The organism is Desulforamulus aeronauticus DSM 10349, assembly GCF_900142375.1.
Lineage (GTDB): Bacteria > Bacillota > Desulfotomaculia > Desulfotomaculales > Desulfotomaculaceae > Desulfotomaculum > Desulfotomaculum aeronauticum.
In genome coordinates this window covers 54065-77610 of record NZ_FRAR01000009.1, presented here as the reverse complement: position 1 = coordinate 77610, position 23546 = coordinate 54065, and the positions used below count along the sequence as shown (strand labels likewise).

Genomic DNA, 23546 nt, shown 5'->3' with positions numbered 1-23546 from the left:
ACATTTTCCACCAAAAAAGTTTCATTTTTCACATTAAATGGGCTAATCAACCTTGTTCTGCCGCACCCATTGGTTGTTATTTCGACAATCGCTTGTGCTTGTTGTAACTTTATTCGCTATCTTGTCCTATAATCCTGCACCGTTGCTCTGAAATATTTATTTTTTATAATGACAAACTCCTATTATCAATTTATACAGTTCCCCTCTTTATTATGCCGTTATTTTTTGTTTCCGAATCTGTCGCCAGCTAACTGGATATTTGTTATAATTGGTACTAGCTAATAGTTATTACCTTGAAGGAGATGAGCTTAAATGTTGCAACAGGTCGAACTTTATTCTGCTCTGGGAAGGGCTGAACAGAACGAGCTTTTTGTCAAACTTGAAAAGGCTTACGCTATGTTACCCGAAAGCACCTGTGCCAGTTGTGCAACATGTTGCAAATGGGGCAGTCCCCCGGCTTTCTTTATTGAGTATTTAAATATGTATAAATACGTTCGTGACAATATGAAAGACAGTTGGCAGGAACTCCTAAAGAAGGCTACTGAGTACTATTATCTGGAACTGGTGGATACCGAACAGACCTGTCCCTTCTTAGGACAAGACAACAAATGCTCAATTTACCAAGTACGCCCCTTCTCCTGTCGGGCTTACGGATTATTATCCAAAGAAGATTTTGAGATTGGCGATCGTGGTCTAAAACACTTAGCCAAAAAATTCAAGGAAGAATACGACATTACGATTCCCGAGGAAATTGTAAATTATGATTTAGCCTGGTGCGATAAGGTGATTTCCCCGCAGGGCTACCAAGACAAATCCTCAATGGCCGGATTGGCTGCTCAAATCGGTACACTGGATTATAGTTTTTTCCCCCAAGAACTGGTGGATCAGGAGGGTACCCTGCTGCCCTATCCTGTTCACTTATGTAACACCGTGTTAGGCAGCGGTGCCAGGTCACGGAAAATTAAGGTGATGAAGCAATTTACCGATGCCAGAGAGAAGGAACTGTTAAATGGCTTTATAGAAAAGGCCACCCTTTTCCAATTTTAAGGGTTTTTCTAAGTTGAAGGATTTTGTTATATTTTGGAGAAGATATGGATAGGAGGTGACAACTGTTGGCAAAAATTGATGAAGCATTAGATCTCTGTATTCAACTGGGTAAAATTCTCTCCGAAACAGAAGAATACCAAAACATGAAAAACGCTGAAGCTGCTCTTCTGCATGATGAAAATGCCCGCCAACTGGTAGAAGGACTTCAACAACTGCAGATGGATATTCAAAAGAAAAAGTTAGCCGGTATTCCCTTATCCGATGTAGATAAGAAAAATATGCAAGAAGCCGAAGCTAAAGCTATTGAAAATCCCGTCGTTAAGGCTTCTTTCGAAGCCCACGGGAAATTTCAAGGAGTTATGTCCCTAATTAGCACTAAGATTCGGGCAGGCATTCGTGCATCCGAGGAAACACTCCCTGCTGATGATGAAGGGGAAAATGCCGAGTAATGTAGATTAACAATCAAAAAAAAGAGACTTCGTTAAAAATGCGAAGTCTCTTTTTTGCACTTCAAAAAGTATAAAAAACTAATATTGTAATTTTGCCCTTGGCTGTGACCAAAGCCTATTTGTTTACTCTTTGGGCGCCTCAAATTTATAACCCACACCCCAAACGGTTTTTATAAGATCTGGATTGGCGGCATCTTGTTCAATTTTCCGCCGTAACCTTCTAACATGTACTGTAACGGTGTCTTCATCACCTTCATAATGGCTCTCCCAAATTTTTTCTAATAGCTGTAAGCGGGAGAAAATTTGAGAAGGATGAGAAGCCATGAGCCAAAGCATATCAAATTCTTTAGCGGTAAGACTGATTTCTTGTCCCCAGATACGAACCAAGCGAGTTGCGTATTCAATGTACACATGGGGGTATTCTAAAATTTCTTTATTTCTCTTTTGTTCTTGGCTACCTTTACTCCGCCGCAACACTGCCTTTACCCTTAGGGCTAACTCTGCTGGACTAAAGGGCTTGGTTTGATAATCGTCAATACCCATCTTAAACCCGACAATTTTATCCACTACATCGTCCTTTGCTGAAAGGATAATAATAGGGACATCAACTTTGGCCTTTATCTTTTGTGATGCCTCTAAACCATCCAGTTTAGGCATCATGATATCCATAATTACTAGATCTGGGTGCAAGGTTGTTGCCAATCTCACAGCTTCCTCGCCATCTTGGGCAGCCATTACTTTGTAACCTTCCTGTTCTAAACTATGGGTGATGATTTTAACAATACGCCGATCATCATCTGCAATTAAAATTGTTCCATTTACCATGACTACCCTCCAAAAAATTTTTTGCATGCGATAACTAAGTAATTTTGACATTTCCCTCTAAACTCCTGCTAAATCTTGCGATTTAAGGGTTTTTTCTTTTAAAAAATGTTTTAAACAACAGGGTTTTTAAAATGATTAGAGAAATATATTTACTCTAATCATTTTAAAACTTTTTTAAATTAGTGTAGAGGGTGGTGAAAAAAGTATGGCAAAGGGAAAGGAGATAATCACTCCCAAACAAAAAATCATACTCCAAGCCGATATTCAGCCACCATTTAATGCCATGGTAACTGAAGTGGAGTCGGATTACTTTTGGATTAACCTGCCTAAAGAAGGCAACCAAGTGTTGGTCTTACAAAAAGACCAACGGGTTAAAGTAGGTATTTCTTTACCTCAAGGATTCTATCAGGCAGAAACAATGGTAGACATACTAGGGACACAAAACGATAAATTTTACGGCCTACATATGCCAGAAATTCTATTGGATTCCCAGGAAAGAAGGTTTCTCCGCGCCCATCATTCTACCAATGTACTCTTTTGGTCTGGATCTTTACAGGCACAAAGTGCCCTGGTAAATTTCTCCGCCGGAGGTATGATGGTGTATCTGGTTCCCGAACTGGAAGAAATACTTCATTCTAAACAACCAATTAAGGCGCAGATGCAAATTGACGATTTCCCCTTTGAGCTAGATGTAAAATTAGCCTGGCGGAAGCATTACGATAATATCCCCTTTGCAGGTTTTCAGTTTATCAATCTGAGTTCCCGTTTGCAGGGCTCCTTAACACTCCTGTCAGTCAGACTTAATAAGTAATGTTCTTACAATTTATGGAAAATTAGCACTTATAGCCGCAATTATCCACACATATTGTAGCTTATCCACAGGGTTATACACAATTTTATCCACTAAAGTTGATTTGTTTCGGGACTTTTTTCCTATCCAGTGTTATTAAAAGAGCTAAGGCCAGTGCCATGTTTTCAAAACACCGGCAAAAGCCTTAGTTTTTCATTACAGTTAAAAGTGCAAAACAATCTTTCTTTGTGGAAAACTGCTTGTATTTTTGACACCATGTTAAACAACAATCGTTCGCTATTTTTCTTGAGATCTTGTAAGCAAGTAGATTAATTCCTTGAATTCCTTAGATGACATCCAAAGGACAATTGTGGCAATCAATATAAAGGCAATGAGATTTAGAAAAAGAATTAATAAAATACTTGATTCAAATAAGGTAAAAGAACTTTGGGAAGCCCTTTGAGCCTCCTTGTTTTTCATATCTATTATCTGGTTAATGGTATTATTGGCGTCCTGCCAAATTGGGTAAGTCTCTTTAATCATCCGGTTAGCAACATCAAATTTATTTTCTTTACCCGCCGCAACGATGGACGGGAGATGGTTTAGATAAAGAACCCATTTCTCTTTAAAGTGCTCATATAAAATTGCTTCTTCCTTATTACTAATATATTGTTTTTCATAGATGACAAGCTTTTCCTGAATTTGCTTTAATAAGGGCTTAAGTTCCTCCTTCTCCAGTTCAGTCATTTCCTCTGTCTCAGTTTCTAGAGTTATTTGCAGCACGAGTCTCGGGACATCTGATACCGCTCCATTCATCCAACCCATTAGTTGGATACTGGGCACCCATGTTTGGGCAATTTCCCTAGCATTTGAATTCATAGTAAATAATTTAGAGATGGTTACTGAACTTGTGGCAAGCATGACTATTATAATAACCAGGAATGTCCCGAAAACCCTTCTGCTCATCTTTTTATTCCCTTCTATAATAAACAACTATTTTTACATATTTTTCGAATGGAAAAGATATATTCAATAATATAACATACAAAAAAACGGGGTTTTATCAAATTTATTGTTTCCTAAACTTTTTGATAAAAGAAAAAGCCTTGGTTGCCCAGGCTAATCTCTAGTCCTCATTTAGAAAGTAAAATGGATAACAGTCCCAGTGGATTATTAAGAACCAAAACATCCGTAATGTTGAAGGTTAAAGTAACATCCTTTTTTATGTCTAGGGGAATCACTTCCAGGGTAACAGTGGCCTGGGCTGTGGTGCCTTCAATAGAGATATCCCTTACATTGGATAACGTAATGTTATTTTTAAGCTTGTCCACTAATTGTTTAGCAACAGGACCAGCCTTACCCACATATTTTTCAACCACTTCCACATTGCCACTATTGATAGCGTTTACTAGTTCGGTCACCGCCTGGCGCACCTCTTGCTCGGTAACTTTTTTATCTGCTGCAGGGCCGTCCTGAGAACTACAACCTGTAATAAACATGGAGAAAAGTAGAGCAAGCATGAATAGTCTTTTCAAGGGGTATCCTCCTATTGTTTTTTCTAATTATATCACAAAGTGGAGGAAATTTTTTCACACACCTGCGGGGGATTTTATTGTCTTGCATTTGAGGTTGCATTTTAAACTCACTATCACTACAATTAGTTTTGTAGAATAAATATATATTGTGGAGATAAAAAATGAAACTAGATACATCGAACAAACAAGGTATGGGTATCATTGCCGCCACTTTTGCTTACATCTTATGGGGATTGCTACCCGCCTATTGGAAACTAGTTGAGAAAGTACCCGCCTTTGAGATTTTGGCTCACCGTATCTTGTGGGCCTTTGTCTTTATGATAGCTTTGTTATTGGTCACGGGAAAGGTTAAGAGCTATTTGACTGAGCTAAAAGAAATTATCCAAGATTGGAAAAAGCTTGTTAGCATGATACTAGCTTCTATTTTAATAAGTGTTAACTGGTGTACTTATATTTGGGCAGTTAACAATAATCATATCATTGAAACTAGTCTCGGATACTATATTAACCCGTTAGTAAGTGTTTTACTGGGAATTGTAGTTTTAAAAGAAAGGTTAACCTTTTGGCAATATATGGGCATTTTGCTAGCCCTAATCGGTGTTTTAAATATAACCCTTCATTTCGGAACAGTCCCCTGGATAGCCTTATCCCTGGCGATTAGTTTCGGTCTATACGGCCTGGTTAAGAAAACCGTTAAGCTGGGATCCGTTACGGGTATTACTACAGAAACTCTCCTAGTCTGTCCCATTGCCTTACTTTATCTTGGTATGTTGCATAATCAGGGGAGTGGTTTCTTTGATTTTTCTGTGTCTGCTATACCTTTTCTTTTAATGGGTGCCGGTGTTGTAACAGCAGTTCCTCTGATCTTGTTTGCCAGCGGCGCCCAGCGGCTTCCCTTAACCATTGTGGGATTGCTGCAATATATTGCTCCAACTATTGCTTTAATCTTAGGTGTTTCCCTTTATAAAGAATCTTTTACTTCTGTACATTTGGTTTCCTTTAGCTTTATCTGGTCTGCCTTGATTCTTTTCTCTCTGGCTAAGACCAAACCCTTACTGCAATTGGAAGCTTTGCTGTTTAAAAAAGCATTTTGGAAAACCAAAGAACCGCATAAAAACTTTTAGCAACCAGGTTCTAAAACCTGGTTTTTCTTTGGCAAATCAGAAAGTATAAAAACTTCTGATTTGCCAAAGGGCAAACTAAGCCTCCGCCGGCGTCTAAAGACTTGGCGGAGACAAGTTTTTCTAAGCATAAATCACATCTTTTGAGGTTAGATAATGGTATAGTGTTTTCCAATACCTTGGGAGGGAAAAACATGTTTAAATACCTGCTTGCCGTGGATGAATCGGAGAATGCTGCACGAGCTGCTCAGTATCTGGCCAACCTTGCCGGGATATGGCAGGATCTAGATATCACGGTGGTTCATGTAGTAAATTTCAAAAAAGAGATCCATAAGATGGCCAATTCTTCCACAGAAATTCCAGAGATTGAAAAGGAAGTTATAGCACAAGGATGGCAAGTTCTTAATGAGCAAACTGTTGCTTTTGATAAGTTCGGGGTTACTATCAAGAAACAACTTATTAACGGCCATCCCAGCGATAAAATAACGGAGTTTGCCAAACTGAATGATTTTACCCATATTGTGTTAGGCTCTCGGGGGTTAACAGATTTACAGGGTCTCGTTATGGGAAGTGTGAGTCATCGGGTTCTGCACCAAGCACATTGCCCGGTGACACTGGTAAAATAGTATTTGGGCTTGTCTCTACCCTTGGTACAGACAAGCCCATTTTTATTGCATTTTTCTTCCTGCCTACCTTAGTCGTGAGATAAATCACTCTCCGGCCCACCTCCCTGTGCTATATTTTTAGTTAATAATCGCATGAAAGAGAGGGATATAGATGGGTTATCAGCTTTCACGTGATAACATGAACCAGCTTCTATTGGCGCTAAAGAAAGATTACAAGATCTACGCACCGGTACTTTTGCCCGGTCAGGGGCGCTTCTCCAATACGGATCTAATTGGCTATGGCGAAATTAATCGCATCGAAGACGTAGTGTTTCAGCAAAAATCCTATTTCTCCCCCAAAGAAGTCTTTTACCCCATTACGCAAACTCTATTTTATTTTACCGAAGATGAATACCGGGAACCCCAAATGAACCCTAAGGACATTATCGTCTTGATGCGCTCCTGCGATATCCATGCAGTAACCCGCTTGGATAAAATTATGCTGGAAAACGGACCTCATCCGGATTCTTATTACTTACAGCTAAGAAGTAAACTGAAGCTTGTTCTGTTAGACTGCCCTACCAGCTTTGATAATTGCTTTTGTATATCCATGGGCACTCAGCGAACAGAGAATTATTCTTTCTCCCTCCGTCCGGACAACGGGGCATATCTATGCGACGTAAAGGAAGACTTTGCCGGCCTCTTCGCTTCCCTGGGAAAGCCGCTGCAGGTTAGCCCCCAATTTGCGCAGCAAAACAACCAACGGGTTTCCCTCCCGGAAATATCGGAAAATCTCGTTTCGTCTCTCGCTTTCCATAAACTCTGGGATGAATATAAAACCCGCTGCATTGCCTGCGGACGCTGTAACACCTCTTGTCCCACCTGTAGCTGCTTTACCATGCAGGATTTATTCTATGAAGATAATCCCCAGTGTGGTGAAAGACGTCGGGTCTGGTCCAGTTGCCAAATTGATGGTTTTACGGACATGGCCGGAGGGCACAGTTTTCGTCAGGACAAGGGTCAGCGAATGCGTTTTAAGGTACTGCATAAGGTTTATGATTTTAAAAAGCGCTTTGGATTGCCAATGTGTGTGGGCTGTGGCCGCTGCGACGACGTCTGCCCAGAATATATTTCCTTTGCTAACTGTGTAAACAAACTGAGTGATGCCTTGCAGGAGGTGCAGCAGCATGTCTAATAACCCATATCTTCCCTTTAAAGCTAAAATACTCAGTGTAGTGAAACAAACAGACATTGACTGGACCTACCGGCTGGCCTGTGAGCTCAAACCCCAGTGGGGACAATTTGTGGAAGTCTCTCTTCCCGGCATTGGTGAATGCCCCATTTCTATTAGTGATTTTGGTGAAGGCTATATCGAAATGACCATCCGCCGGGTGGGTAAAGTAACCAACGTGATCCATCTCTTGGACGAAGCGGATCACCTGTTCCTGCGTGGACCCTATGGTCATGGGTTTCCGGTGCCAGACCTTACCGGTAAGCAATTAGTCATTGCTGCCGGTGGTACAGGATTAGCCCCGGTAAAAAGTATTATTAATCACTTTTATCGCCAACCGGAGCTGCTAAGTCGGCTGGATGTGCTTGCCGGTTTTAAAAGCCGCAATGATGTCCTCTTTAAAGAAGAGCTTACCTCATGGTCTAAGCAATTTAATGTAATAATAACTGTCGATAAAATGCAAGGCTGTGATAGTTCCCTTCCCTGTCGAGAGGGCTTGATTACCCAATGGGTACCGGAAATCCCCCTGACTAATTTAGATGACCTTCGGGTGATTATCGTCGGACCGCCAGTAATGATGAAATATACTGCTCAGGAGTTCTTAAAGCGAGGAATCACGGAGGAACACATTTGGGTTTCCTTTGAGCGGAAGATGTGCTGTGGCATTGGTAAGTGCGGCCATTGCAAAATAGATGATACGTATGTTTGTCTGGAAGGTCCGGTGTTTACCTATACTCGAGCTAAGAGCCTATTGGATTAACGGGGGTGCTAACATGTCTATTCATACCAAGAAAGTGATGAAAAATGCCTGGCGCATTACCAAGCACCGGGACCTTACTTGTCTGCGTATCCGGGTGCCCGGAGGCCACCTGCCGGTAAAGTTCTTGCCTTTGGTGCAAGAAATTGCCGAACGATATGGTAACGGCACTGTTCATCTCACCACCCGTCAGGGTTTTGAGGTGCCCGGTATTTCCTTTGCCAAGATGGCAGAAATTAATCATTTGTTAGCTCCCCTGCTTCAGGAGCTGGAAATTAACAGAGGTGTCTCCATTGATGATCCCACCAAGGGCTATCCTGCCGCAGGTACTCGTAATGTTTCTGCATGTATTGGCAACCGGGTGTGTCCCAATGCCGTCTTTGATACAACCACTCTGGCGTGGGACGTGGAAAAAATCATCTATCCTAACGACCCTCATGTAAAGGTTGCCATTACCGGCTGCCCCAACGACTGTATCAAAGCCCACATGCAAGATATCGGTATTATCGGACAGGTGGAACCTTTGTACGAATCCTCTCGTTGTATTGGTTGCCAAGCTTGTGTGAAGAATTGCCACAAGGTTTCTACCGGCGCCCTTACCTTTGAAAACCATCGAGTAAAACGAGATCCTAAGCGTTGCATTGGCTGCGGTGAGTGTGTCCTGAAATGTCCCACAGCAGCTTGGACCCGGGGAGATCAATATTTCCGGGTGATTATCATGGGTCGCACCGGTAAGAAAAACCCCCGCATTGCCCGCAGTTTCTTGGAATGGGCTGATCGGGCTACCGTCTTAAAGGTCTGCAGCAACCTTTATACCTATATTGATAAATATATTGACCGATCCTTGCCCAAGGAACACGTGGGATATATTGTGGATCGAACCGGATTTAGTATTTTTAAAGAAGAAGTTTTAAGGGACGTTACCTTACTCCCTAAGACAAGAGTAGCTCATTTTATTGATTTCGGTGGCTACATGTACGATCGAAATATCCATCTAGAATAAGAAAGAAAATACCTAGGTTTAGGGGTTTTACAAAAAACAGTCGCATCTAACAAAGATACGGCTGTTTTCTTTTTAAAAAAGTAACACAAAAAGTTGGTATGGATATTTCGCTACGCATGAATACTAATGAAAACGATACAAGGGGTGTTATGTGGTGTTTGATAAAATATTTGGCCGAGAAAAGCCGGAAAGTAAACCGGAAGTTGAAAAAACAACTAAAATGCACTGCCACCAGTGTGAATACGCGCCACCGGGTGGTTGTACTCAAATTGGGGTATGTGGTAAAGATCCCACCCTTGCCAGTCTGCAAGATACCATTATTCTTGGTTTAAAGGGTGTCTCTGCTTATGCCGTACACGCTCGGGAATTGGGACACGATAGCCCCGAAGTCAATGCCATTACTCACGAAGCGTTGTTTTTAACGTTGACCAACTCGAACTTCCATCTGCAAGATCATATTGAGATGTGCCTGAGGGTGGGTACCGCCTGCGTTAAGGTAATGGACCTGTTGGATCAAGCTCACACCTCGGAACTGGGAATCCCCAAGCCAGTTCGTGTTTCCAATAACAAAATAGAGGGCCATTGCATCCTGGTTACCGGCCACGATTTGTTAGCTCTAAAGGAACTGTTAAAACAAACGGAAGGCAAGGGTATTAATATCTATACCCACTCAGAAATGCTGCCTGCCCATGGTTATCCCGAGTTGCATAAATTCCCTCATTTGAAGGGTAATATCGGTAAGGCCTGGTACGATCAGCGGGAGATCTTCGAGAAATTTCCCGGTGCCATCCTGGTCACTACCAACTGTGTAATGCCCATACGCAATAAGACTTATGGTGACCGGATGTTTACCTACCTAGTAGCCGGTGTAGAAGGAGCTACCAAGCTGAAGAGCAAAGATTTTAAGCCTCTTATTGATAAAGCCCTCTCTTTACCCAAGGCCAATATTGACTCCAGCGAGACCCTGCTTACTGGCTTCCATCACCAGAATGTCTTACCGCTGGCCCCCCTCATTGTGGATGCCGTTAAGGCCGGTAAAATTAGACGCTTCTTTGTGGTGGCAGGCTGCGATGCTCCCACCAAAGGTAGAGATTACTTTAGGGAACTGGTAACCTCCATTCCTAAGGATTGCATAATCATTACCACTTCTTGTGGAAAATTTAGATTTAATGATGTGGAATATGGCAACATTGAAGGCACGGATATCCCCCGTTATATTGATCTAGGGCAGTGCAACAACTCGGTATCCTCGGTTCATATTGCTCAGGCTTTGGCTGAAGCCTTTGGTGTAACCGTCAATGACCTACCTTTGAGCATTGTATTGTCCTGGTTCGAGCAAAAAGCTGTGGCCATACTGCTGGGTCTTTTAAGTCTGGGGGTCAAAAATATTACCATTGGTCCAAAACTACCAGAATTCATGCATCCCAGCGTAGTAGAAGTACTACAGCAGAACTTTAATCTAAACCTCATCAGTGGTGATCCCCAGGCTGACCTGGCTCGCATGTTGGGTGGCAATAAGTAACCTGCACAGTTATAGAGTAGGAATATCACATTTAAACTAATCAAGCCGATGGCTCATAACCCAAAAAGGGAGCGACGCAAAAAAGTAGGTTTTGCCCCGCTCCCTTTTCTATTTTATTTAGCATTCATCCAACAGCTTCTTGGCTTCTACATAGGCTTCAATACCTTTGGCTACCAGCTTGGCTTCCTTCATGGCCAAGACCACCGTAGCAGGCTGATGGACCACATCTCCTCCGGCAAAAACCCCCTTACGAGTGGTCATGCCGTAAGGACGGTCTTTGGTAAGGACATAACCCGCAGGATTTACTTCAATGCCTGTGGTGGTTGAAACAATCCGAGCTGCCGGACGAGAACCTATCGCCAGGAGAATTTTATTGGCAGCCAAGATGCTTTTGCCTTCAGTGGTTGTCACCTCGAGGCCGGTAATTACACCATTTTTACCGACAAAGCGGGTAGGTGATGTCTGCCAGCGAAATGTTACCCCTTCAGCAACAGCACCTTCATACTCCGCTCGTAAGGCTGTAATTTCACTTTCTAACCGGCGATAGACAACGGTTACCTTGCTGGCTCCCAGGCGTAAAGCTGTCCGGGCTGCATCCATGGCCACGTTGCCGGCACCAATTAACAGTACCTCATCCCCTCGGTTAACAGGCACTTCCTTACGATCAATTTTCCCTTCATTATATAGTGTTGCGGTACGTAGAAAGTATGCTGCCTGAACAATACCCTGCTGTTCCCTACCCGGTAAAATTAGATCCCTGGCCAAGGCAGTGCCTGTACCGATAAATATTGCATCAAATCCTTGTTCAAACATTTGATCTAGGGTAATAGTCTCCCCCACCAGGCAATTACTCATAAAGGTTACCCCGAGACACGCAATGCGTTCGGTTTCTTGCCGCACTACTTCTTTGGGTAATCGATATTCTGGAATACCATAAAGCAGCACGCCACCGGGTTCACTTTCTGCTTCAAAAACCACCACATTGAAACCCTTCTTGGCTAGATCACCAGCCACTGTTAATCCTGCAGGCCCGGACCCAACAACGGCTACTTTTCCTTTCGTTTTGGCAGGCATTTTATCCTTCGAAAGATGCATTTCGGCATCGAAATCAGCAATAAATCTTTCTAATTTACCAATGTTAATACCTTGCTGTTTTTTCGCTAAAACACAATGCCCTTCACATTGTTTTTCGTGGGGACAAACACGACCGCATACCGCAGGTAAGTTGCTCCGCTCGGCAATAATTTCCCTTGCTTCACCAATATTTCCTTTGGACAGTGCCTGGATGAAGGCAGGAATATTATTCTCGATGGGACAGCCTGTACGGCAGTGGGGTTTAGCACAGTTTAAACAACGTCTGGCTTCTGCAATGGCTTCTTTGGTGGTAAAGCCAAGATCTATTTCGTCAAAGGTAAGCTCTTTCTCATCAAAATTGCTATTGCTGTTAATAATCATCATCTATTCCTCCAAATTACCAAGAGCTAATTATAATAGTATTTTCTGCTGATCATAGAACCACAAAGAAAATTCTACTATAAAAAAAGTGAAATATACAGCACTCCATGGTAATTTAGAATATTCACATTCATTGGCAATTTACCTTGATCAGTCTAAATGATACAATAGCACTAGCTCGAAAAAACGATTATTACGTCGTTAACAGTAGATATTTGTCTTTTTTGCTAGAAAAAGTGTTTTTAGGGATTCAACTTTATACGAGGGGGATTGTTTTGGACAACTTTGTGATCTTAACAGATTCTTGCTGCGATCTTCCGCAAAGCACCATTATCAATAGAAATATTGGCTACGCGACTCTTACTTTTCAACTGACGGGTAAAGAGTATCCCGATGATTTTGGCCAATCCCTTTGCCACACTGATTTCTATCAAGCGATGAAAGAAGGACATGTAATAAAAACATCGCAGGCCATACCACAGGAATTTTATAATTTATTCCTGGGCTTTGTCCAAAAGGGCATAGAAATTCTCTATATTGGTGTTTCCTCGGGGTTAAGCGGTACCTATAATAGTGCCAATTTAGCCAAGAAAATGATTCTAGATCAATATCCCGCTGCTAAGATTACGCTCCTCAATTCTTTAACAGGCTCTATGGGTGAAGGGCTGTTGGTGTTAAAAGCTCTGGAAATGCAACAGCAAGGGAAATCGATTCAAGATATAAAGACTTGTCTGAAGAAAAGCATTAAAGCCTTTAAAACCTTTATGACTGTTAATGATTTAGACTATCTAAGAAAAGGTGGGCGAATTAATACTTTGCAATATGCACTTGGTTCACTCCTAAAAATAAACACCATGCTTTGTTTGGACCAAGAGGGTAAAGTAGGAATCCTGGACAAGGTCCGGGGAAGAAAAAGAGCCATCCAGCATTTAGTCCAGTCAGTTAAAGAGAATATTATCAACCCAACAGAACAGACCATTGCCATCTCACATGGGAATTGCCTTGAAGATGCACTGCTATTAAAAGCAGAATTACTGAAGGAAGTAAAAGTAAGGGCTATTCAGCTGGGAATTATCGGACCTGTGGTGGGAGCCTATGGCGGCCCAGGAGCACTTGCCGTTTTTCTCCCCAATGAAATATAAATAAATAATTATTTTTTCTTGATTTCTTCATATTTTTGAAACCACTCCGGGAAAACCTTTTTAAATTGGACTGGTTTAAAATCCTCTTTTCTAACAACAATATGTGTGGAGGTGCCCTCCACACATATCTCTCCCTTCCCATTTAAAATATGATAGCCGTAGACTGTGCGTAGTCCATTATTTTCATCAACCCAGGTCCTTACCACAGCCTTTTCACCATAACGAATCGCTCTCTTGTAGGTTATTTCAACTTTATAAACCGGTGCATAATAACCTAGTCTTTCCATATCCAAATAGTTATAGCCGATATCAATAATCAGTTGGGTTCTTCCTAACTCAAACCATTTGAGATAGTTAGCATGATAAATGACACCCATCATATCGGTATCCGCATATAAGATTTGTATTTCTTTTTCTGAAATATACATGCTTTCCATTGCCAGTTTTTTATTCATTTTAATTACGTCACTCCCAAAGTCTGCTGCCAAAGGTGCAGTTCCTTTGCCAGTTGTTGATGGAATTAAAGAATATCCTACAGGACATTATACCATTCTATTGAATATAGCAAACTAACAATATTGAATTGTGAGGTATCTGCCATTGAAACAAACTAACGAAATTGAACCAACCAATCCTTGTAATAAATCATCCTTTGCCACAAAAAAAGTGGGGCTTGGCCTGGTTATTCTTTCATTTATTCTATACGGTGGGATACTCCTAGTACCAGCCATGCCTTTCAGTTTTGGGGTAAAGGCCTTGGTTACATCTGCCCTCGTCTTCCTCGGAGAGGTATCTTTTTGGGTAGGTGGTTTTATTCTCGGTAAGGATGTCATCAAAAAGTATAAAAAACTTCTAAATCCCCTTAATTGGTTTAAGAAGGCTTCTTAGATCTAGAAAAACAGCTCAAAACTCTGCATACCGCAAAGGATATGCCTGATACATTATTAGCGATCTCCCAGAAACCGTAATTCCCTGGCTCATTAGCAAACTGCTTCCACTGAAGAAATTAGTGCCTCTACGGAAACGTAAGTTCTAGAAATGGCTAATGAACTTAAAAGAGGGCTACAAAAACCCCTGCAAAGCTCTTGCAGGGGTCTTATTTCTGTGGCAAATTAAAAGGTATTTAGGGCTTTCTTAGAGTATCTATAGTTTTATACGTTTTACCATGGGAGGTTTTATGATGGGTTTTGCTGGTTTTTTAATTGTTATCTACTGGACTTGGTTACTCGTAGCCTTTGCAGCCCATTTAGCACTATCGTTAATCGTTTTTCAGGATGCAAAAACACTTTCACAGCCCGCTTTGGGTATTTCACCCTTCCTTTGGTTTTCAGTATCCCTTATCTTTCCAGTTGGTGGCATGTTTATTTACTGGCTAATGAACCACTCTAGCCTTAAGAAAGATACTTTTAGATTTTAATTCATTAGAAGAACTTGGCTTGTTTACCTGCCTGTGACCTATAGGTTATGCCCTTTAGGGGGTATGCCAAGTCTTTAGACGCCGACGGAAGCTTAGTTTGCCCTTTGGCATATCGGAAAGTATTACACTTTCCGATATGCCAAAATAAAGCTTTAGTTCTTCGTAGTGGTAAGTGTTATCGTTATTTTAAACAAATCACCGTCTACCTCAATATCTAAATTTCCGTTGTGAAGATCAACAATGGATTTAGCGATAGCCAGCCCAAGCCCCGAGCCCTCTGTATGACGGGAGGTATCGCCCCGTTTAAAGCGTTCGAACAGTTCCTCAATATCTTCACCCAATTCATATTTCGTCACATTTTTAAAAACAATAACCGCTTGGCCAGGTAAAGATTTTAGAGAGATATATACCCTGGTATTCTCTAGCGAGTATTTTAGGATATTACCAATGAGGTTATCAAAGACGCGCCATAACTTTTGCCCATCGACAACGGCATAAACGGGCTTGTCTGGGTTGCTTACCCGAAATTGCAGGGTAGATTCAGTGATAGCCTCGTTGTGTTCTGCCAATGTTTGCTGCAAAAGCTGAACAAGGTCCACCCTTTCTTTGGACAACTCAATACTGCCACTGGCCATTTTAGAGGCTTCAAACAGGTCATCAATAAGTACCTTTAATCGTTTTGATTTCCGATCGATGATTTGCACATAGGATTGCCGGTCTTCCTCGGACAAATCCGGTTTCTTCAACAGTTCTGTATAGGTAATAATCGAGGTTAATGGGGTTCGCAGGTCGTGGCTTACATTGGTAATAAGTTCTGTTTTTAAGCGTTCACTTTTGGCCTGTTCCTTGCGAGAGGTTTTAACACCGTACTTTAGGGTATTTATATTACCGGCCAGGGTTGCTAAGGCTGATTTCCCTAGTACCGGTAGATCTGGCTCCAGATTGCCCTGGGCTAATTCACTGGTATTGTGAACAATTTGGTTAAAATATCCCGTACGTTTAACAATTACCAGGAGAATTGGCATACCTATTACCAAGAATGCCGGTGCATAAAGCAGAATAAACTCCGGTTCCACACCTACGATAGCCGCCCCAACACCAAAGGCAAATACCACCATCAGAAGAAGCAATACTTGCGTACCCATTCTTCGATTCAGAAAGGCTACCCGCATCCCTCCATTGACTCTAGCGAGTATACTGTTGGGCCATTCTGCCTGAAGGCTAGGCCAATCCTTGACTCTCGCTAACAGCAATCTCCCCTGTAAAAAGGTGACCACCACGAAAAAGGCAGTAAAAAATACCTCAAAAATGGTTTCTTTAATTAAGGCATACGGATATTTATACAAGTGCAGGTTATCATAACTGAATAATAGGATTAGGGTAATAAGACTAAAAAAGGCAAAGGTTATGACACTTATATCAATGGGAATACGATTATAGTAGCTTTGCCATTGCTCTAGGATGTTTATTTCTACAAGGTCCGTTTTTTTATAGATATAAATGCTTAGCAGCAACGCTGCCAGGGCACTCAGCGTATAGATGATAAAAAGTTTTTGTTTTTCTTGATAATCCTGGTAATTGCCCAAAACCAAACTCGTAGCGGCTATTGCTTTAGGCACCGCAATTTTGCCTTCAAATGCCTTCGCGTTTTTCCCCAGAATGGTATCTACAATATCCGAATTTTCCAGCTTATAATAAGTCCTCTCACGGGAGAGATAGCCCTCCTTTGCCGTTGGAAAACTACGAATAAACAACATATTTTTACTATTGATGAGTTTGTTTGCCTCAGCCTCGTTGGCGGCAGCTATATTCGTATAGATGTCCCCGGTGGTGGTATCTTTTAAATAGTAGACAAACCCTGTTTTTAAATTGGCATATTGGTTACGGTAATTTTCCAGGTCACGATAATAGGTGTCAATCTTCTGCTCTTTTTCTTTAATTACCTTTGCTTGGACGTATTCGTCACTTTTAAAATTATTGGTGATGTCCTCTATTTTTTTATCTCTTTCAGCACTATAAAAATCCACTAGCTCTTGGTTTTGTGCTTGTATTGCTTGCTGAATTTTATCTTCATACTGCCCCTTGATATCGTTAATTTGCATCGCTAGATCCCCATAGCGATGACGATGTTCATCAATTTCTTCTGGGGTAACGGTAATCCCCTTTTTCACTTCTTCCGGGGACAGATAGTTTAGCTCAAACATACTTAGGAAGTCGGTAAATTCATTTAACTGGTATGCAAATTGTTCAGTTTGGAAATAATCCCGCTTCAGATAGTTACTCCCCTGGGAGAGGGCAGATAGGATGCCACTTAAACCAAAGGTAAATAGTATTACCCACGCCACCAATGAGGCTTTATTTTTCCATTTTGTAGCCAATACCCCACACCACCTTTAAATATCTTGGATTTTTTGGATCGATCTCAATCTTCTCACGAATTTTACGAATATGCACTGCCACCGTATTTTCCGGGTTATAACCGGGCTCTTTCCAAGCTCGCTCATAAATTTCATCAATCGAAAACACCCGACCGGCGTTGGTCATCAATAATTCAACAATTTTGTATTCGGTGGGAGTTAATTTCACCACTTCACCATTGACGGTAACTTCTTTAGCAGCTTGGTCTAGGGTAAGACCTTTCAGGTTAATTACCTTATTGCTTCCTTCATAAGTACCTAACGTAACATATCTTCTTAGCTGAGATTTAACCCGGGCAATGAGTTCCAGTGGGTTAAAGGGCTTGGTCACATAATCATCCGCCCCCACCTGCAAGCCAAGAATTTTATCCATATCCTCACTTTTAGCACTTAGAATAATAATAGGAATGTTTTGTTTCTCACGAATTTTAAAGGTAGTGGCTATCCCATCCAGTCGAGGCATCATGATATCTAAAATAATGAGATGAATGGTATGCTCATGCAATTTTTCAATAGCCTCAATACCATCTTTAGCTTTAATAACCGTAATCCCCTCATTTTTTAGGTATATCTCAATAGCATCTCGGATCTCTTTTTCGTCATCTACTACTAATACAAAATAGTTATCCATTTTTCACAACCCCTCGTTTCAATACTAGACTAACCACATTATAAAGTCTAATTCTTAATAACCAGCCAACATAATACTTAAGACTTTCTTAAAGTTTAAGTGTAACTCCCCAAATTAATGAAGCCTCTACCCGGAGGTCGAGGCTTTCGTTAAAAAACTATCGGTTTGGAGGTAAACCACTATTCTGGAAGCGTAGACTTTAACGTTTTATCCTGCTGCCCCTGTAATAACAGCAGCGAAGAGATCGCTCCCAGTAAGGCAAATAACATATCCCACTGGGTATCCCAGACATCCCCTTGGGTCCCCAGAAATGCTTCGGCACTTGCTCCGGTTAACAGCGCCACGGCAAATTCAATGAGTTCATACAGTGCACTAATGGATAGGCAAATACAGACAGTAATAAAAAATAACCAGCGGTTGTTTTTTATTATCTTTTTTCTCACTAATATCTCCCTGGCAACCATGGCCGGCACAAAACCCTGGGCAAAGTGGCCAAGTCGGTCATAATAGTTCCTATCTAAATTAAAGATTTCTTGCAACCAGTTAAAAAGGGGTACTTCCGCGTAAGTATAATGACCACCGATAGTTAAAATGATGGCATGAAAAAAAATTAGGACATAAACTAAATTGGTAAACCTAAACGTAGGATAAATAATAAACAACAGGATTAACCCGATAACAGCCGGCAGTACTTCTAAGAACCAGGTAAAATAATCGTGGGGATTTATCATTGACCAAACAAATACAGCTAAGTAACTAATGACTAACAGTAAATGAAATTTCTTTGTATCCATTTGACCTCCTTGGGTTTGGTCTATTAAGACTACAATCTATTTTAGCATATCTAAAACGGACTGTTGTCCAGCAAAATAAAAACTGCCCCGCCCGGCGTTAACTCCTTTTGGCGAGACAGTTTTTATTAAATTTAATTACATAGTTATTCCGCTGTTGTGGGATCAATTACTCTTTTAACTTCAGCCACAGAATTGGCCGGAAACCCACCTTTGGTGGCATGTTGCCTAACCATTTCTTCATTAGGGGCAATGTACACACAATAAATCTTATTATCGGTAACATAACTTTGTACCCATTGAATTTCAGGCCCTAACTGGCTTAAAACACCGCAGGACTTTTGCGAAATTGCTTGCAACTCGTTAGTTGTTAGATGACCGGCACCGGGAATTTCTCTTTCAATTACATACTTGGGCATTGCCAGCCCACCCCTTTCGTGGTTTTATAAGTAGTAATTATGCAATAACCATTCCCATAAAACAGACTATTCAAAATACTGATGCTGCTAATAGTGGGCACTTAAACGAGTCCCAAAACAGAACGCCCCTTGTTCGAAAATAGAGCAGCAGCCATAATACTTCCAAAAATACATTACAAACTAGGAAAAGCCGTCGGTATTGTAACCTAACAATCCGACGGCTTTTCCTAGATTACTTATTTACTGGGTTTTTCTACAGCCTCTACAAAATTTGATCCCCCACAGATTGGGCAAACTTCTGGAGCTGTATCTCCTGGCCGTAGTGCACCACAGCCTTTACACTTCCATTTTTTCATATATTGCTGCACCTCTTTTCCTAAATTTTTTAGCTGACACTATTTAAACATAATTAGTACCCAAATAGTATCCTGCTCCTGCCAAATTAAGATTATTGTAAGATTGATCTAACTAAACCCTAAGACAAGTAAGGCTACCCATCTAGTTTAGTGATCACATTTCAATAATTAGTCAACTTTTTCGTAAGGGTTTTGCAAGATTGTCCTGATATTATTAGTTTCAACAACCGGATTGGCTTCCAATCCATTCGTAAGAGGTGAAGTAGGATGACAAAATGGAGATGTAAAGCCTGTGGCTATGTCCATAGAGGTGAAGCCCTTCCCCCAGTCTGTCCCTTATGTGCTCTGGACAACTCGGCCTTTGAAGAGATCCTCCCCAAGAGTAGTAAAGAAAATAAATCTAAAATGAAAGAAGGAAAGCTTACTATGAAGAAATTTGTTTGCTCCGTTTGTGGCCATATGTATGAAGGTAATGAAGCACCAGAAAATTGCCCCCTCTGCCAAGCTCCCAAAGATAAGTTTAATGAAAAACAAGAAGGTACCCTACAATGGGCCGATGAACACAAAATTGGTGTTGCCCAGGGTATTGATTCTGAAATTATTGAAGGTCTAAAAGCCAATTTTGTTGGAGAATGCACCGAAGTGGGGATGTATCTAGCAATGAGTCGCCAGGCAGATCGGGAAGGTTTTCCTGAAATTGCTGAGGCCTACAAAAGAATTGCCTTTGAAGAAGCAGAACACGCCGCCAAATTTGCAGAGTTACTGGGTGAAGTTGTTCATGCAGATACCAAAAAGAATCTTGAATTAAGGGTGGCCGCCGAGTTTGGGGCCTGTCAGGGCAAAAAAGACATTGCCACCAAAGCAAAGCAATTAAATTACGATGCCATTCATGACACCGTTCATGAAATGTGCAAAGATGAAGCCAGACACGGCAAAGTATTTAAAGGTTTGTTGGACCGTTACTTTAAACAAAATTAATTAACTGCGCTTACTTGCTTTAGCAAAAAACCTAGCGGACAAAATGTCCGCTAGGTTTTTTGCTGATTGAATTTGAATCTTAAGTATTGGTTTTTATTTTTTGTAATATTACATTACTCCACTCACCAGGTAAACGAGAGGGCGCAGTCACTAGTTTGGTGTCTGCCCCTAAACCTGCCCTGGCAGTATCTAGAGCAATGTCCGGTTGATTATCCTCTTCACTTAGGTGAGCCAATACTACCAGTTCGCATTCTTTTAACCCCATTAAATGTAAAGCCTCCCGGCATTGAGCGTTAGACAAATGGCCCTGGGGCCCGAGGTTGCGCTTTTTGACAAAATAAGGTTTACGAGAACTTTGATACATTTGCACATCGTGATTTGATTCTATGTATAAATAGTTAACTGATTGAAAGGCTGCCAAGCATCTTTCAGGTACAAAGCCGGTATCCGTCAGATAACCAAGGGTTTCCCTGCCATCACTTAGGAGGAACCCAATAGTTTCAACATCATGCGAAAGTTTGAAAGGGGTTACCTTAATGGTATTGATGGTTTCTGCCCGTTCCTGATGTAGAGCTACCAGGTTTGGTGTCTTTTTAAAGGCATATCCGATAGATAGTTCCCTCAAAACACCGGTAGTGGAATATACAGGGATATCTTTTTCTGCCAGTAGGTAATTTAGACCGTATGAATGATCTACATGGCAGTGAGTCACGAGAACCGCATCGATATCACTTGGTGTTAATCCTACTGTATCTAGAAAGGGCTTGATGTCTCGTTTCCTTAAACCACAATCAACCAAAATACAGGTATTATGATCTTGAACAACAACACTGTTTGCATAACTGCACGAAGAAAGAGTGCAAAATCTCAATGGGCTAAGCCTCCCGTTTTATTCTCCTTCTACTATTGGCTCTTTCTCTCAAAGATTCCTCTAAATGCAAAATGGAATCTATTTTGACAACCGGAATTATTTAAGCTGGATCTTCCTAGCAAAAACCAGACAGGCCTTTCCTGTTGCTCTCAATACTTCCAGGGCTGGTGGATATTTTGATTTTATACGGTATGCCCTGCAGCCATTGGGAAACTGCTTGTCCCAGGTAATATAAAAATGCTTACACTTCGGGCACAGCGGTTTTTGATTGGTCATTTATGAGATTCCTCTCGCAAACAAAATTAGACAACGGCTTTAGGGGCATAATAAGGCTGGAGGTGATTATTATGTCAGGTCGAGGAACCAGCAACAGCCCAAACACCAGATATCCAGACCGTCCCGCCAGCAAACCAGCCAGACTTGATCAATTTGCCGGTGATGTTAGTCCAAGGCTGGTAAAACTAGAAGAAGATATGGGTGTGACTTCACGCAAAGAAAAGAAAACCCTCTAGTAATTAGCCGATCCTCTGGATCGGTTTTTACATTCATTTCTTTTATCGGTTATAATTAATCTAAGGTCACAACTACTTTATTAAAAGGCAATATGTAGACATCACGGGTAAGTAATTGTACAATACAATAATATGCTTTGTTACTATATTAGGAAAAGATACAAATAGCAAATTTATTTTTTATCTAACTGATTTTTTAACTTAAAACCGATATGATAGGAGAGATACGTATGCAAGCTCATGAAATTATGATTAACGAAGTTTATAAAGTTAAGGAAAGTGACACCGTACGGTCTGTCATTGAAAAATTTATTCAGCATCGCATCAGCGGCGTTCCTGTGGTCAATGACAAAAACGAAATTATTGCCTATGTGAGTGACGGGGATATTATGCGTTATATCGGAAAACACAAGAATCTAGTCATTGATTCTATCTTTTATATTGCTGTGGTCAAAGGGGACAATGAAGAGTTTGAGGAAAGAGCACAAAGGCTACTGAATTTGAATGTCATGGAAATCGTCGCTGGCAAGGTCTTTAAAGTTTCCTGGGATGAAGAAATTGAAGATATTGCTGCTATTTTAGGAAAAAAACAAATTAAAAAACTACCGGTTGAACGTAATGGGGTACTAGTTGGCATCATCAGCCGTGGCGATGTGATCAGGCATTCTTTCAAATCCCTGCTTTAAAACCAAACAATCATTACTGTAGTAAAGCATCTATCATTTTAAAAAGCTGTACCACTTTTCAGTTGATTGACCGGAACAGTTAAGGCAGCAACCCAATTGGGGGGTGCTGCCTTTTATTAACAACGTTTTTAGAATTTAAAGGGAACAATATAACATTTAGTCCTAAAGGTGGTTAGGAATGAAACTAATGCGAATCATAAATTCGGTTTTACGTTCTCCTCTCAGTAAATTTTCTCTGCACATAATCTGGGGACTAGCTGCGGGGGCTATTTTATTGACCCTTTTCGGGAAGCTGGCATCAAAACTGCTTGAGAATGAACTTATTTTATTTGATACGTCCATTACTCACTTCATTCAAAGTTTTGCTAGTGCTAAGTTAACCAGTTTTTTTATTGGGGTAACCCAAATTGGTTCGGCCTATTTTGAAATTGCCTTGCTCCTGGTCTTAGGCTGGTATTTACTATTTCGTTTAAAACACTTCTGGGAAACCGTAATCCTGGTTATCAGTTTGGCTGGCGGAAGTTGTCTAAATTATCTACTTAAGAGTGTCTTTCAGCGAGCACGGCCGGATATACTGCATCTGGTAGAGGTTAACGGTTATAGTTTTCCCAGTGGACATGCTATGGTATCAACAACCTTCTACGGAATGATTGGTTATTTATTATGGCTAAATTTAAGAAAACAAGGTAAATCATCCTGGTATGTGCCAGTTTTAACTGTTTTTCTTATTCTTGCAATAGGTCTCAGCCGTATATATCTAGGTGTTCATTACCCAAGTGATGTTTTGGCAGGATATGCAGCTGGTGGAGTATGGTTAGCAGCCTGTATTATTGCTTTACAAAGTATCCGTTTTTATAAAGGCCAAAAATACAACCCAAACATCTGACAGATACGCATTAGTAAGGTGATGACAAATCACGGTCTAACAGTATGGAGGGTAGTGGACTGGAACTGGCCATTGCGGATTGATTGTCAAAAGTCATCAG

The 23546-nt window shown here is 41.0% G+C and carries 27 protein-coding genes and 1 pseudogene; 17 read left to right on the top strand and 11 right to left on the bottom strand.

Annotation, left to right across the window (positions count from 1 at the left end; genetic code table 11):
• The first annotated feature begins 312 nt into the window (after positions 1–312).
• Complete coding sequence (locus BUA78_RS05785; RefSeq protein WP_072911815.1) at positions 313–1047, top strand: YkgJ family cysteine cluster protein; 735 nt, start codon at positions 313–315, stop codon at positions 1045–1047.
• A gap of 65 nt (positions 1048–1112) precedes the next feature.
• Positions 1113–1496: a YlbF/YmcA family competence regulator gene (locus tag BUA78_RS05780; RefSeq protein WP_072911813.1), complete on the top strand. Its 384-nt coding sequence runs from the start codon at positions 1113–1115 to the stop codon at positions 1494–1496.
• A gap of 123 nt (positions 1497–1619) precedes the next feature.
• On the opposite strand, the gene BUA78_RS05775 is transcribed toward BUA78_RS05780, so the two are convergent.
• On the bottom strand, positions 1620–2321 hold the full coding sequence (locus BUA78_RS05775) for a response regulator transcription factor (protein ID WP_072911810.1): 702 nt from the start codon (positions 2319–2321) through the stop codon (positions 1620–1622).
• Positions 2322–2526: 205 nt separating this feature from the next.
• Here BUA78_RS05775 and BUA78_RS05770 point away from each other — a divergent pair, with 205 nt between their 5' ends.
• Entirely contained in the window at positions 2527–3132 is a 606-nt protein-coding gene (locus tag BUA78_RS05770; protein ID WP_072911808.1) for a PilZ domain-containing protein, read from the top strand.
• A 276-nt stretch (positions 3133–3408) separates the two neighbouring features.
• Here BUA78_RS05770 and BUA78_RS05765 read toward each other — a convergent pair whose 3' ends face one another.
• The gene (locus tag BUA78_RS05765; protein WP_072911805.1) at positions 3409–4077 is read right to left on the bottom strand and encodes an MCP four helix bundle domain-containing protein; all 669 of its coding nucleotides are present in this window, start codon (positions 4075–4077) and stop codon (positions 3409–3411) included.
• A 167-nt stretch (positions 4078–4244) separates the two neighbouring features.
• The gene (locus tag BUA78_RS05760) at positions 4245–4646 is read right to left on the bottom strand and encodes a hypothetical protein (RefSeq protein WP_072911803.1); all 402 of its coding nucleotides are present in this window, start codon (positions 4644–4646) and stop codon (positions 4245–4247) included.
• A 161-nt stretch (positions 4647–4807) separates the two neighbouring features.
• On the opposite strand from BUA78_RS05760, the gene rarD reads away from it, so the two are divergent.
• From rarD to hcp, 6 genes are all read left to right on the top strand, one after another.
• The gene (rarD, locus tag BUA78_RS05755; RefSeq protein ID WP_072911800.1) at positions 4808–5770 is read left to right on the top strand and encodes an EamA family transporter RarD; all 963 of its coding nucleotides are present in this window, start codon (positions 4808–4810) and stop codon (positions 5768–5770) included.
• 191 nt (positions 5771–5961) lie between these two features.
• The gene (locus BUA78_RS05745; RefSeq protein ID WP_072911796.1) at positions 5962–6393 is read left to right on the top strand and encodes a universal stress protein; all 432 of its coding nucleotides are present in this window, start codon (positions 5962–5964) and stop codon (positions 6391–6393) included.
• A 151-nt stretch (positions 6394–6544) separates the two neighbouring features.
• Positions 6545–7567, top strand: coding sequence for an anaerobic sulfite reductase subunit AsrA (gene asrA, locus BUA78_RS05740; protein WP_072911794.1), 1023 nt, complete (start codon positions 6545–6547; stop codon positions 7565–7567).
• Positions 7560–8363 (top strand): anaerobic sulfite reductase subunit AsrB, encoded by an 804-nt coding sequence (gene asrB, locus BUA78_RS05735; protein WP_072911792.1) that lies wholly within the window; start codon positions 7560–7562, stop codon positions 8361–8363. The genes asrA and asrB overlap by 8 nt, the downstream gene beginning before the upstream one ends.
• 13 nt (positions 8364–8376) lie before the next feature.
• Positions 8377–9363, top strand: a complete 987-nt coding sequence (asrC, locus tag BUA78_RS05730; protein ID WP_072911790.1) for a sulfite reductase subunit C — start codon at positions 8377–8379, stop codon at positions 9361–9363.
• Positions 9364–9583: 220 nt separating this feature from the next.
• On the top strand, positions 9584–10885 hold the full coding sequence (hcp, locus tag BUA78_RS05725; protein ID WP_072912042.1) for a hydroxylamine reductase: 1302 nt from the start codon (positions 9584–9586) through the stop codon (positions 10883–10885).
• A 117-nt stretch (positions 10886–11002) separates the two neighbouring features.
• Here hcp and BUA78_RS05720 read toward each other — a convergent pair whose 3' ends face one another.
• A complete protein-coding gene (locus tag BUA78_RS05720; RefSeq protein WP_072911788.1) occupies positions 11003–12340 on the bottom strand; it encodes an NAD(P)-dependent oxidoreductase in 1338 nt (445 codons plus the stop codon).
• Between the two features lie 275 nt (positions 12341–12615).
• Here BUA78_RS05720 and BUA78_RS05715 point away from each other — a divergent pair, with 275 nt between their 5' ends.
• A complete protein-coding gene (locus BUA78_RS05715; protein WP_072911786.1) occupies positions 12616–13482 on the top strand; it encodes a DegV family protein in 867 nt (288 codons plus the stop codon).
• 8 nt (positions 13483–13490) lie between these two features.
• On the opposite strand, the gene BUA78_RS05710 is transcribed toward BUA78_RS05715, so the two are convergent.
• Positions 13491–13937 (bottom strand): acyl-CoA thioesterase, encoded by a 447-nt coding sequence (locus tag BUA78_RS05710; protein ID WP_238456736.1) that lies wholly within the window; start codon positions 13935–13937, stop codon positions 13491–13493.
• Positions 13938–14082: 145 nt separating this feature from the next.
• On the opposite strand from BUA78_RS05710, the gene BUA78_RS05705 reads away from it, so the two are divergent.
• Positions 14083–14370 carry a transporter suffix domain-containing protein gene (locus BUA78_RS05705; RefSeq protein ID WP_084082325.1) on the top strand — a complete coding sequence of 96 codons (288 nt, stop codon included), beginning with the start codon at positions 14083–14085 and terminating at the stop codon, positions 14368–14370.
• A gap of 292 nt (positions 14371–14662) precedes the next feature.
• Positions 14663–14899: a hypothetical protein gene (locus BUA78_RS05700; RefSeq protein ID WP_139257265.1), complete on the top strand. Its 237-nt coding sequence runs from the start codon at positions 14663–14665 to the stop codon at positions 14897–14899.
• Between the two features lie 152 nt (positions 14900–15051).
• Here the strand turns inward: BUA78_RS05700 and BUA78_RS05695 are convergent, their stop codons facing one another.
• The 5 genes from BUA78_RS05695 to BUA78_RS21035 form a co-directional block, all read right to left on the bottom strand.
• Positions 15052–17277, bottom strand: a complete 2226-nt coding sequence (locus tag BUA78_RS05695; RefSeq protein ID WP_072911781.1) for a sensor histidine kinase — start codon at positions 17275–17277, stop codon at positions 15052–15054.
• Entirely contained in the window at positions 17255–17947 is a 693-nt protein-coding gene (locus BUA78_RS05690) for a response regulator transcription factor (protein ID WP_072911780.1), read from the bottom strand. The genes BUA78_RS05695 and BUA78_RS05690 overlap by 23 nt, the downstream gene beginning before the upstream one ends.
• Positions 17948–18126: 179 nt before the next feature.
• Complete coding sequence (locus BUA78_RS05685; RefSeq protein WP_072911777.1) at positions 18127–18741, bottom strand: DUF2238 domain-containing protein; 615 nt, start codon at positions 18739–18741, stop codon at positions 18127–18129.
• A gap of 143 nt (positions 18742–18884) precedes the next feature.
• Positions 18885–19157, bottom strand: coding sequence for a DUF4242 domain-containing protein (locus BUA78_RS05680; RefSeq protein WP_072911776.1), 273 nt, complete (start codon positions 19155–19157; stop codon positions 18885–18887).
• A gap of 236 nt (positions 19158–19393) precedes the next feature.
• Positions 19394–19513 carry a rubredoxin-like domain-containing protein gene (locus BUA78_RS21035; RefSeq protein WP_420795493.1) on the bottom strand — a complete coding sequence of 40 codons (120 nt, stop codon included), beginning with the start codon at positions 19511–19513 and terminating at the stop codon, positions 19394–19396.
• A gap of 267 nt (positions 19514–19780) precedes the next feature.
• On the opposite strand from BUA78_RS21035, the pseudogene BUA78_RS20955 reads away from it, so the two are divergent.
• Positions 19781–19867: pseudogene (locus BUA78_RS20955) on the top strand (rubredoxin-like domain-containing protein); the annotation flags it as partial.
• Positions 19868–19939: 72 nt separating this feature from the next.
• Positions 19940–20491 (top strand): NADH peroxidase, encoded by a 552-nt coding sequence (locus BUA78_RS05675; protein ID WP_072912033.1) that lies wholly within the window; start codon positions 19940–19942, stop codon positions 20489–20491.
• Positions 20492–20570: 79 nt separating this feature from the next.
• On the opposite strand, the gene BUA78_RS05670 is transcribed toward BUA78_RS05675, so the two are convergent.
• Positions 20571–21362, bottom strand: a complete 792-nt coding sequence (locus BUA78_RS05670; RefSeq protein ID WP_072911773.1) for an MBL fold metallo-hydrolase — start codon at positions 21360–21362, stop codon at positions 20571–20573.
• Positions 21363–21709: 347 nt separating this feature from the next.
• Here BUA78_RS05670 and BUA78_RS20150 point away from each other — a divergent pair, with 347 nt between their 5' ends.
• From BUA78_RS20150 to BUA78_RS05655, 3 genes are all read left to right on the top strand, one after another.
• A complete protein-coding gene (locus BUA78_RS20150) occupies positions 21710–21874 on the top strand; it encodes a hypothetical protein (RefSeq protein ID WP_175548974.1) in 165 nt (54 codons plus the stop codon).
• A 230-nt stretch (positions 21875–22104) separates the two neighbouring features.
• The gene (locus tag BUA78_RS05660; RefSeq protein ID WP_072911768.1) at positions 22105–22560 is read left to right on the top strand and encodes a CBS domain-containing protein; all 456 of its coding nucleotides are present in this window, start codon (positions 22105–22107) and stop codon (positions 22558–22560) included.
• Positions 22561–22738: 178 nt separating this feature from the next.
• Positions 22739–23446, top strand: a complete 708-nt coding sequence (locus tag BUA78_RS05655) for a phosphatase PAP2 family protein (RefSeq protein ID WP_207650486.1) — start codon at positions 22739–22741, stop codon at positions 23444–23446.
• Positions 23447–23546: the final 100 nt, after the last annotated feature.

Coding starts and splice junctions, on each gene's coding strand:
- BUA78_RS05745 (WP_072911796.1), top strand. CDS start 5,962: ATGTTTAAATACCTGCTTGCCGTGGATGAATCGGAGAATGCTGCACGA.
- BUA78_RS05680 (WP_072911776.1), bottom strand. CDS start 19,157: ATGCCCAAGTATGTAATTGAAAGAGAAATTCCCGGTGCCGGTCATCTA.
- BUA78_RS05710 (WP_238456736.1), bottom strand. CDS start 13,937: ATGAATAAAAAACTGGCAATGGAAAGCATGTATATTTCAGAAAAAGAA.
- hcp (WP_072912042.1), top strand. CDS start 9,584: ATGCACTGCCACCAGTGTGAATACGCGCCACCGGGTGGTTGTACTCAA.
- BUA78_RS05770 (WP_072911808.1), top strand. CDS start 2,527: ATGGCAAAGGGAAAGGAGATAATCACTCCCAAACAAAAAATCATACTC.
- asrA (WP_072911794.1), top strand. CDS start 6,545: ATGGGTTATCAGCTTTCACGTGATAACATGAACCAGCTTCTATTGGCG.
- BUA78_RS05700 (WP_139257265.1), top strand. CDS start 14,663: ATGGGTTTTGCTGGTTTTTTAATTGTTATCTACTGGACTTGGTTACTC.
- BUA78_RS05785 (WP_072911815.1), top strand. CDS start 313: ATGTTGCAACAGGTCGAACTTTATTCTGCTCTGGGAAGGGCTGAACAG.
- BUA78_RS05690 (WP_072911780.1), bottom strand. CDS start 17,947: ATGGATAACTATTTTGTATTAGTAGTAGATGACGAAAAAGAGATCCGA.
- BUA78_RS05765 (WP_072911805.1), bottom strand. CDS start 4,077: ATGAGCAGAAGGGTTTTCGGGACATTCCTGGTTATTATAATAGTCATG.
- BUA78_RS05775 (WP_072911810.1), bottom strand. CDS start 2,321: ATGGTAAATGGAACAATTTTAATTGCAGATGATGATCGGCGTATTGTT.
- BUA78_RS05675 (WP_072912033.1), top strand. CDS start 19,940: ATGAAGAAATTTGTTTGCTCCGTTTGTGGCCATATGTATGAAGGTAAT.
- BUA78_RS05685 (WP_072911777.1), bottom strand. CDS start 18,741: ATGGATACAAAGAAATTTCATTTACTGTTAGTCATTAGTTACTTAGCT.
- asrC (WP_072911790.1), top strand. CDS start 8,377: ATGTCTATTCATACCAAGAAAGTGATGAAAAATGCCTGGCGCATTACC.
- BUA78_RS21035 (WP_420795493.1), bottom strand. CDS start 19,513: ATGAAAAAATGGAAGTGTAAAGGCTGTGGTGCACTACGGCCAGGAGAT.
- BUA78_RS05660 (WP_072911768.1), top strand. CDS start 22,105: ATGCAAGCTCATGAAATTATGATTAACGAAGTTTATAAAGTTAAGGAA.
- BUA78_RS05720 (WP_072911788.1), bottom strand. CDS start 12,340: ATGATTATTAACAGCAATAGCAATTTTGATGAGAAAGAGCTTACCTTT.
- asrB (WP_072911792.1), top strand. CDS start 7,560: ATGTCTAATAACCCATATCTTCCCTTTAAAGCTAAAATACTCAGTGTA.
- rarD (WP_072911800.1), top strand. CDS start 4,808: ATGAAACTAGATACATCGAACAAACAAGGTATGGGTATCATTGCCGCC.
- BUA78_RS20150 (WP_175548974.1), top strand. CDS start 21,710: ATGTCAGGTCGAGGAACCAGCAACAGCCCAAACACCAGATATCCAGAC.
- BUA78_RS05655 (WP_207650486.1), top strand. CDS start 22,739: ATGAAACTAATGCGAATCATAAATTCGGTTTTACGTTCTCCTCTCAGT.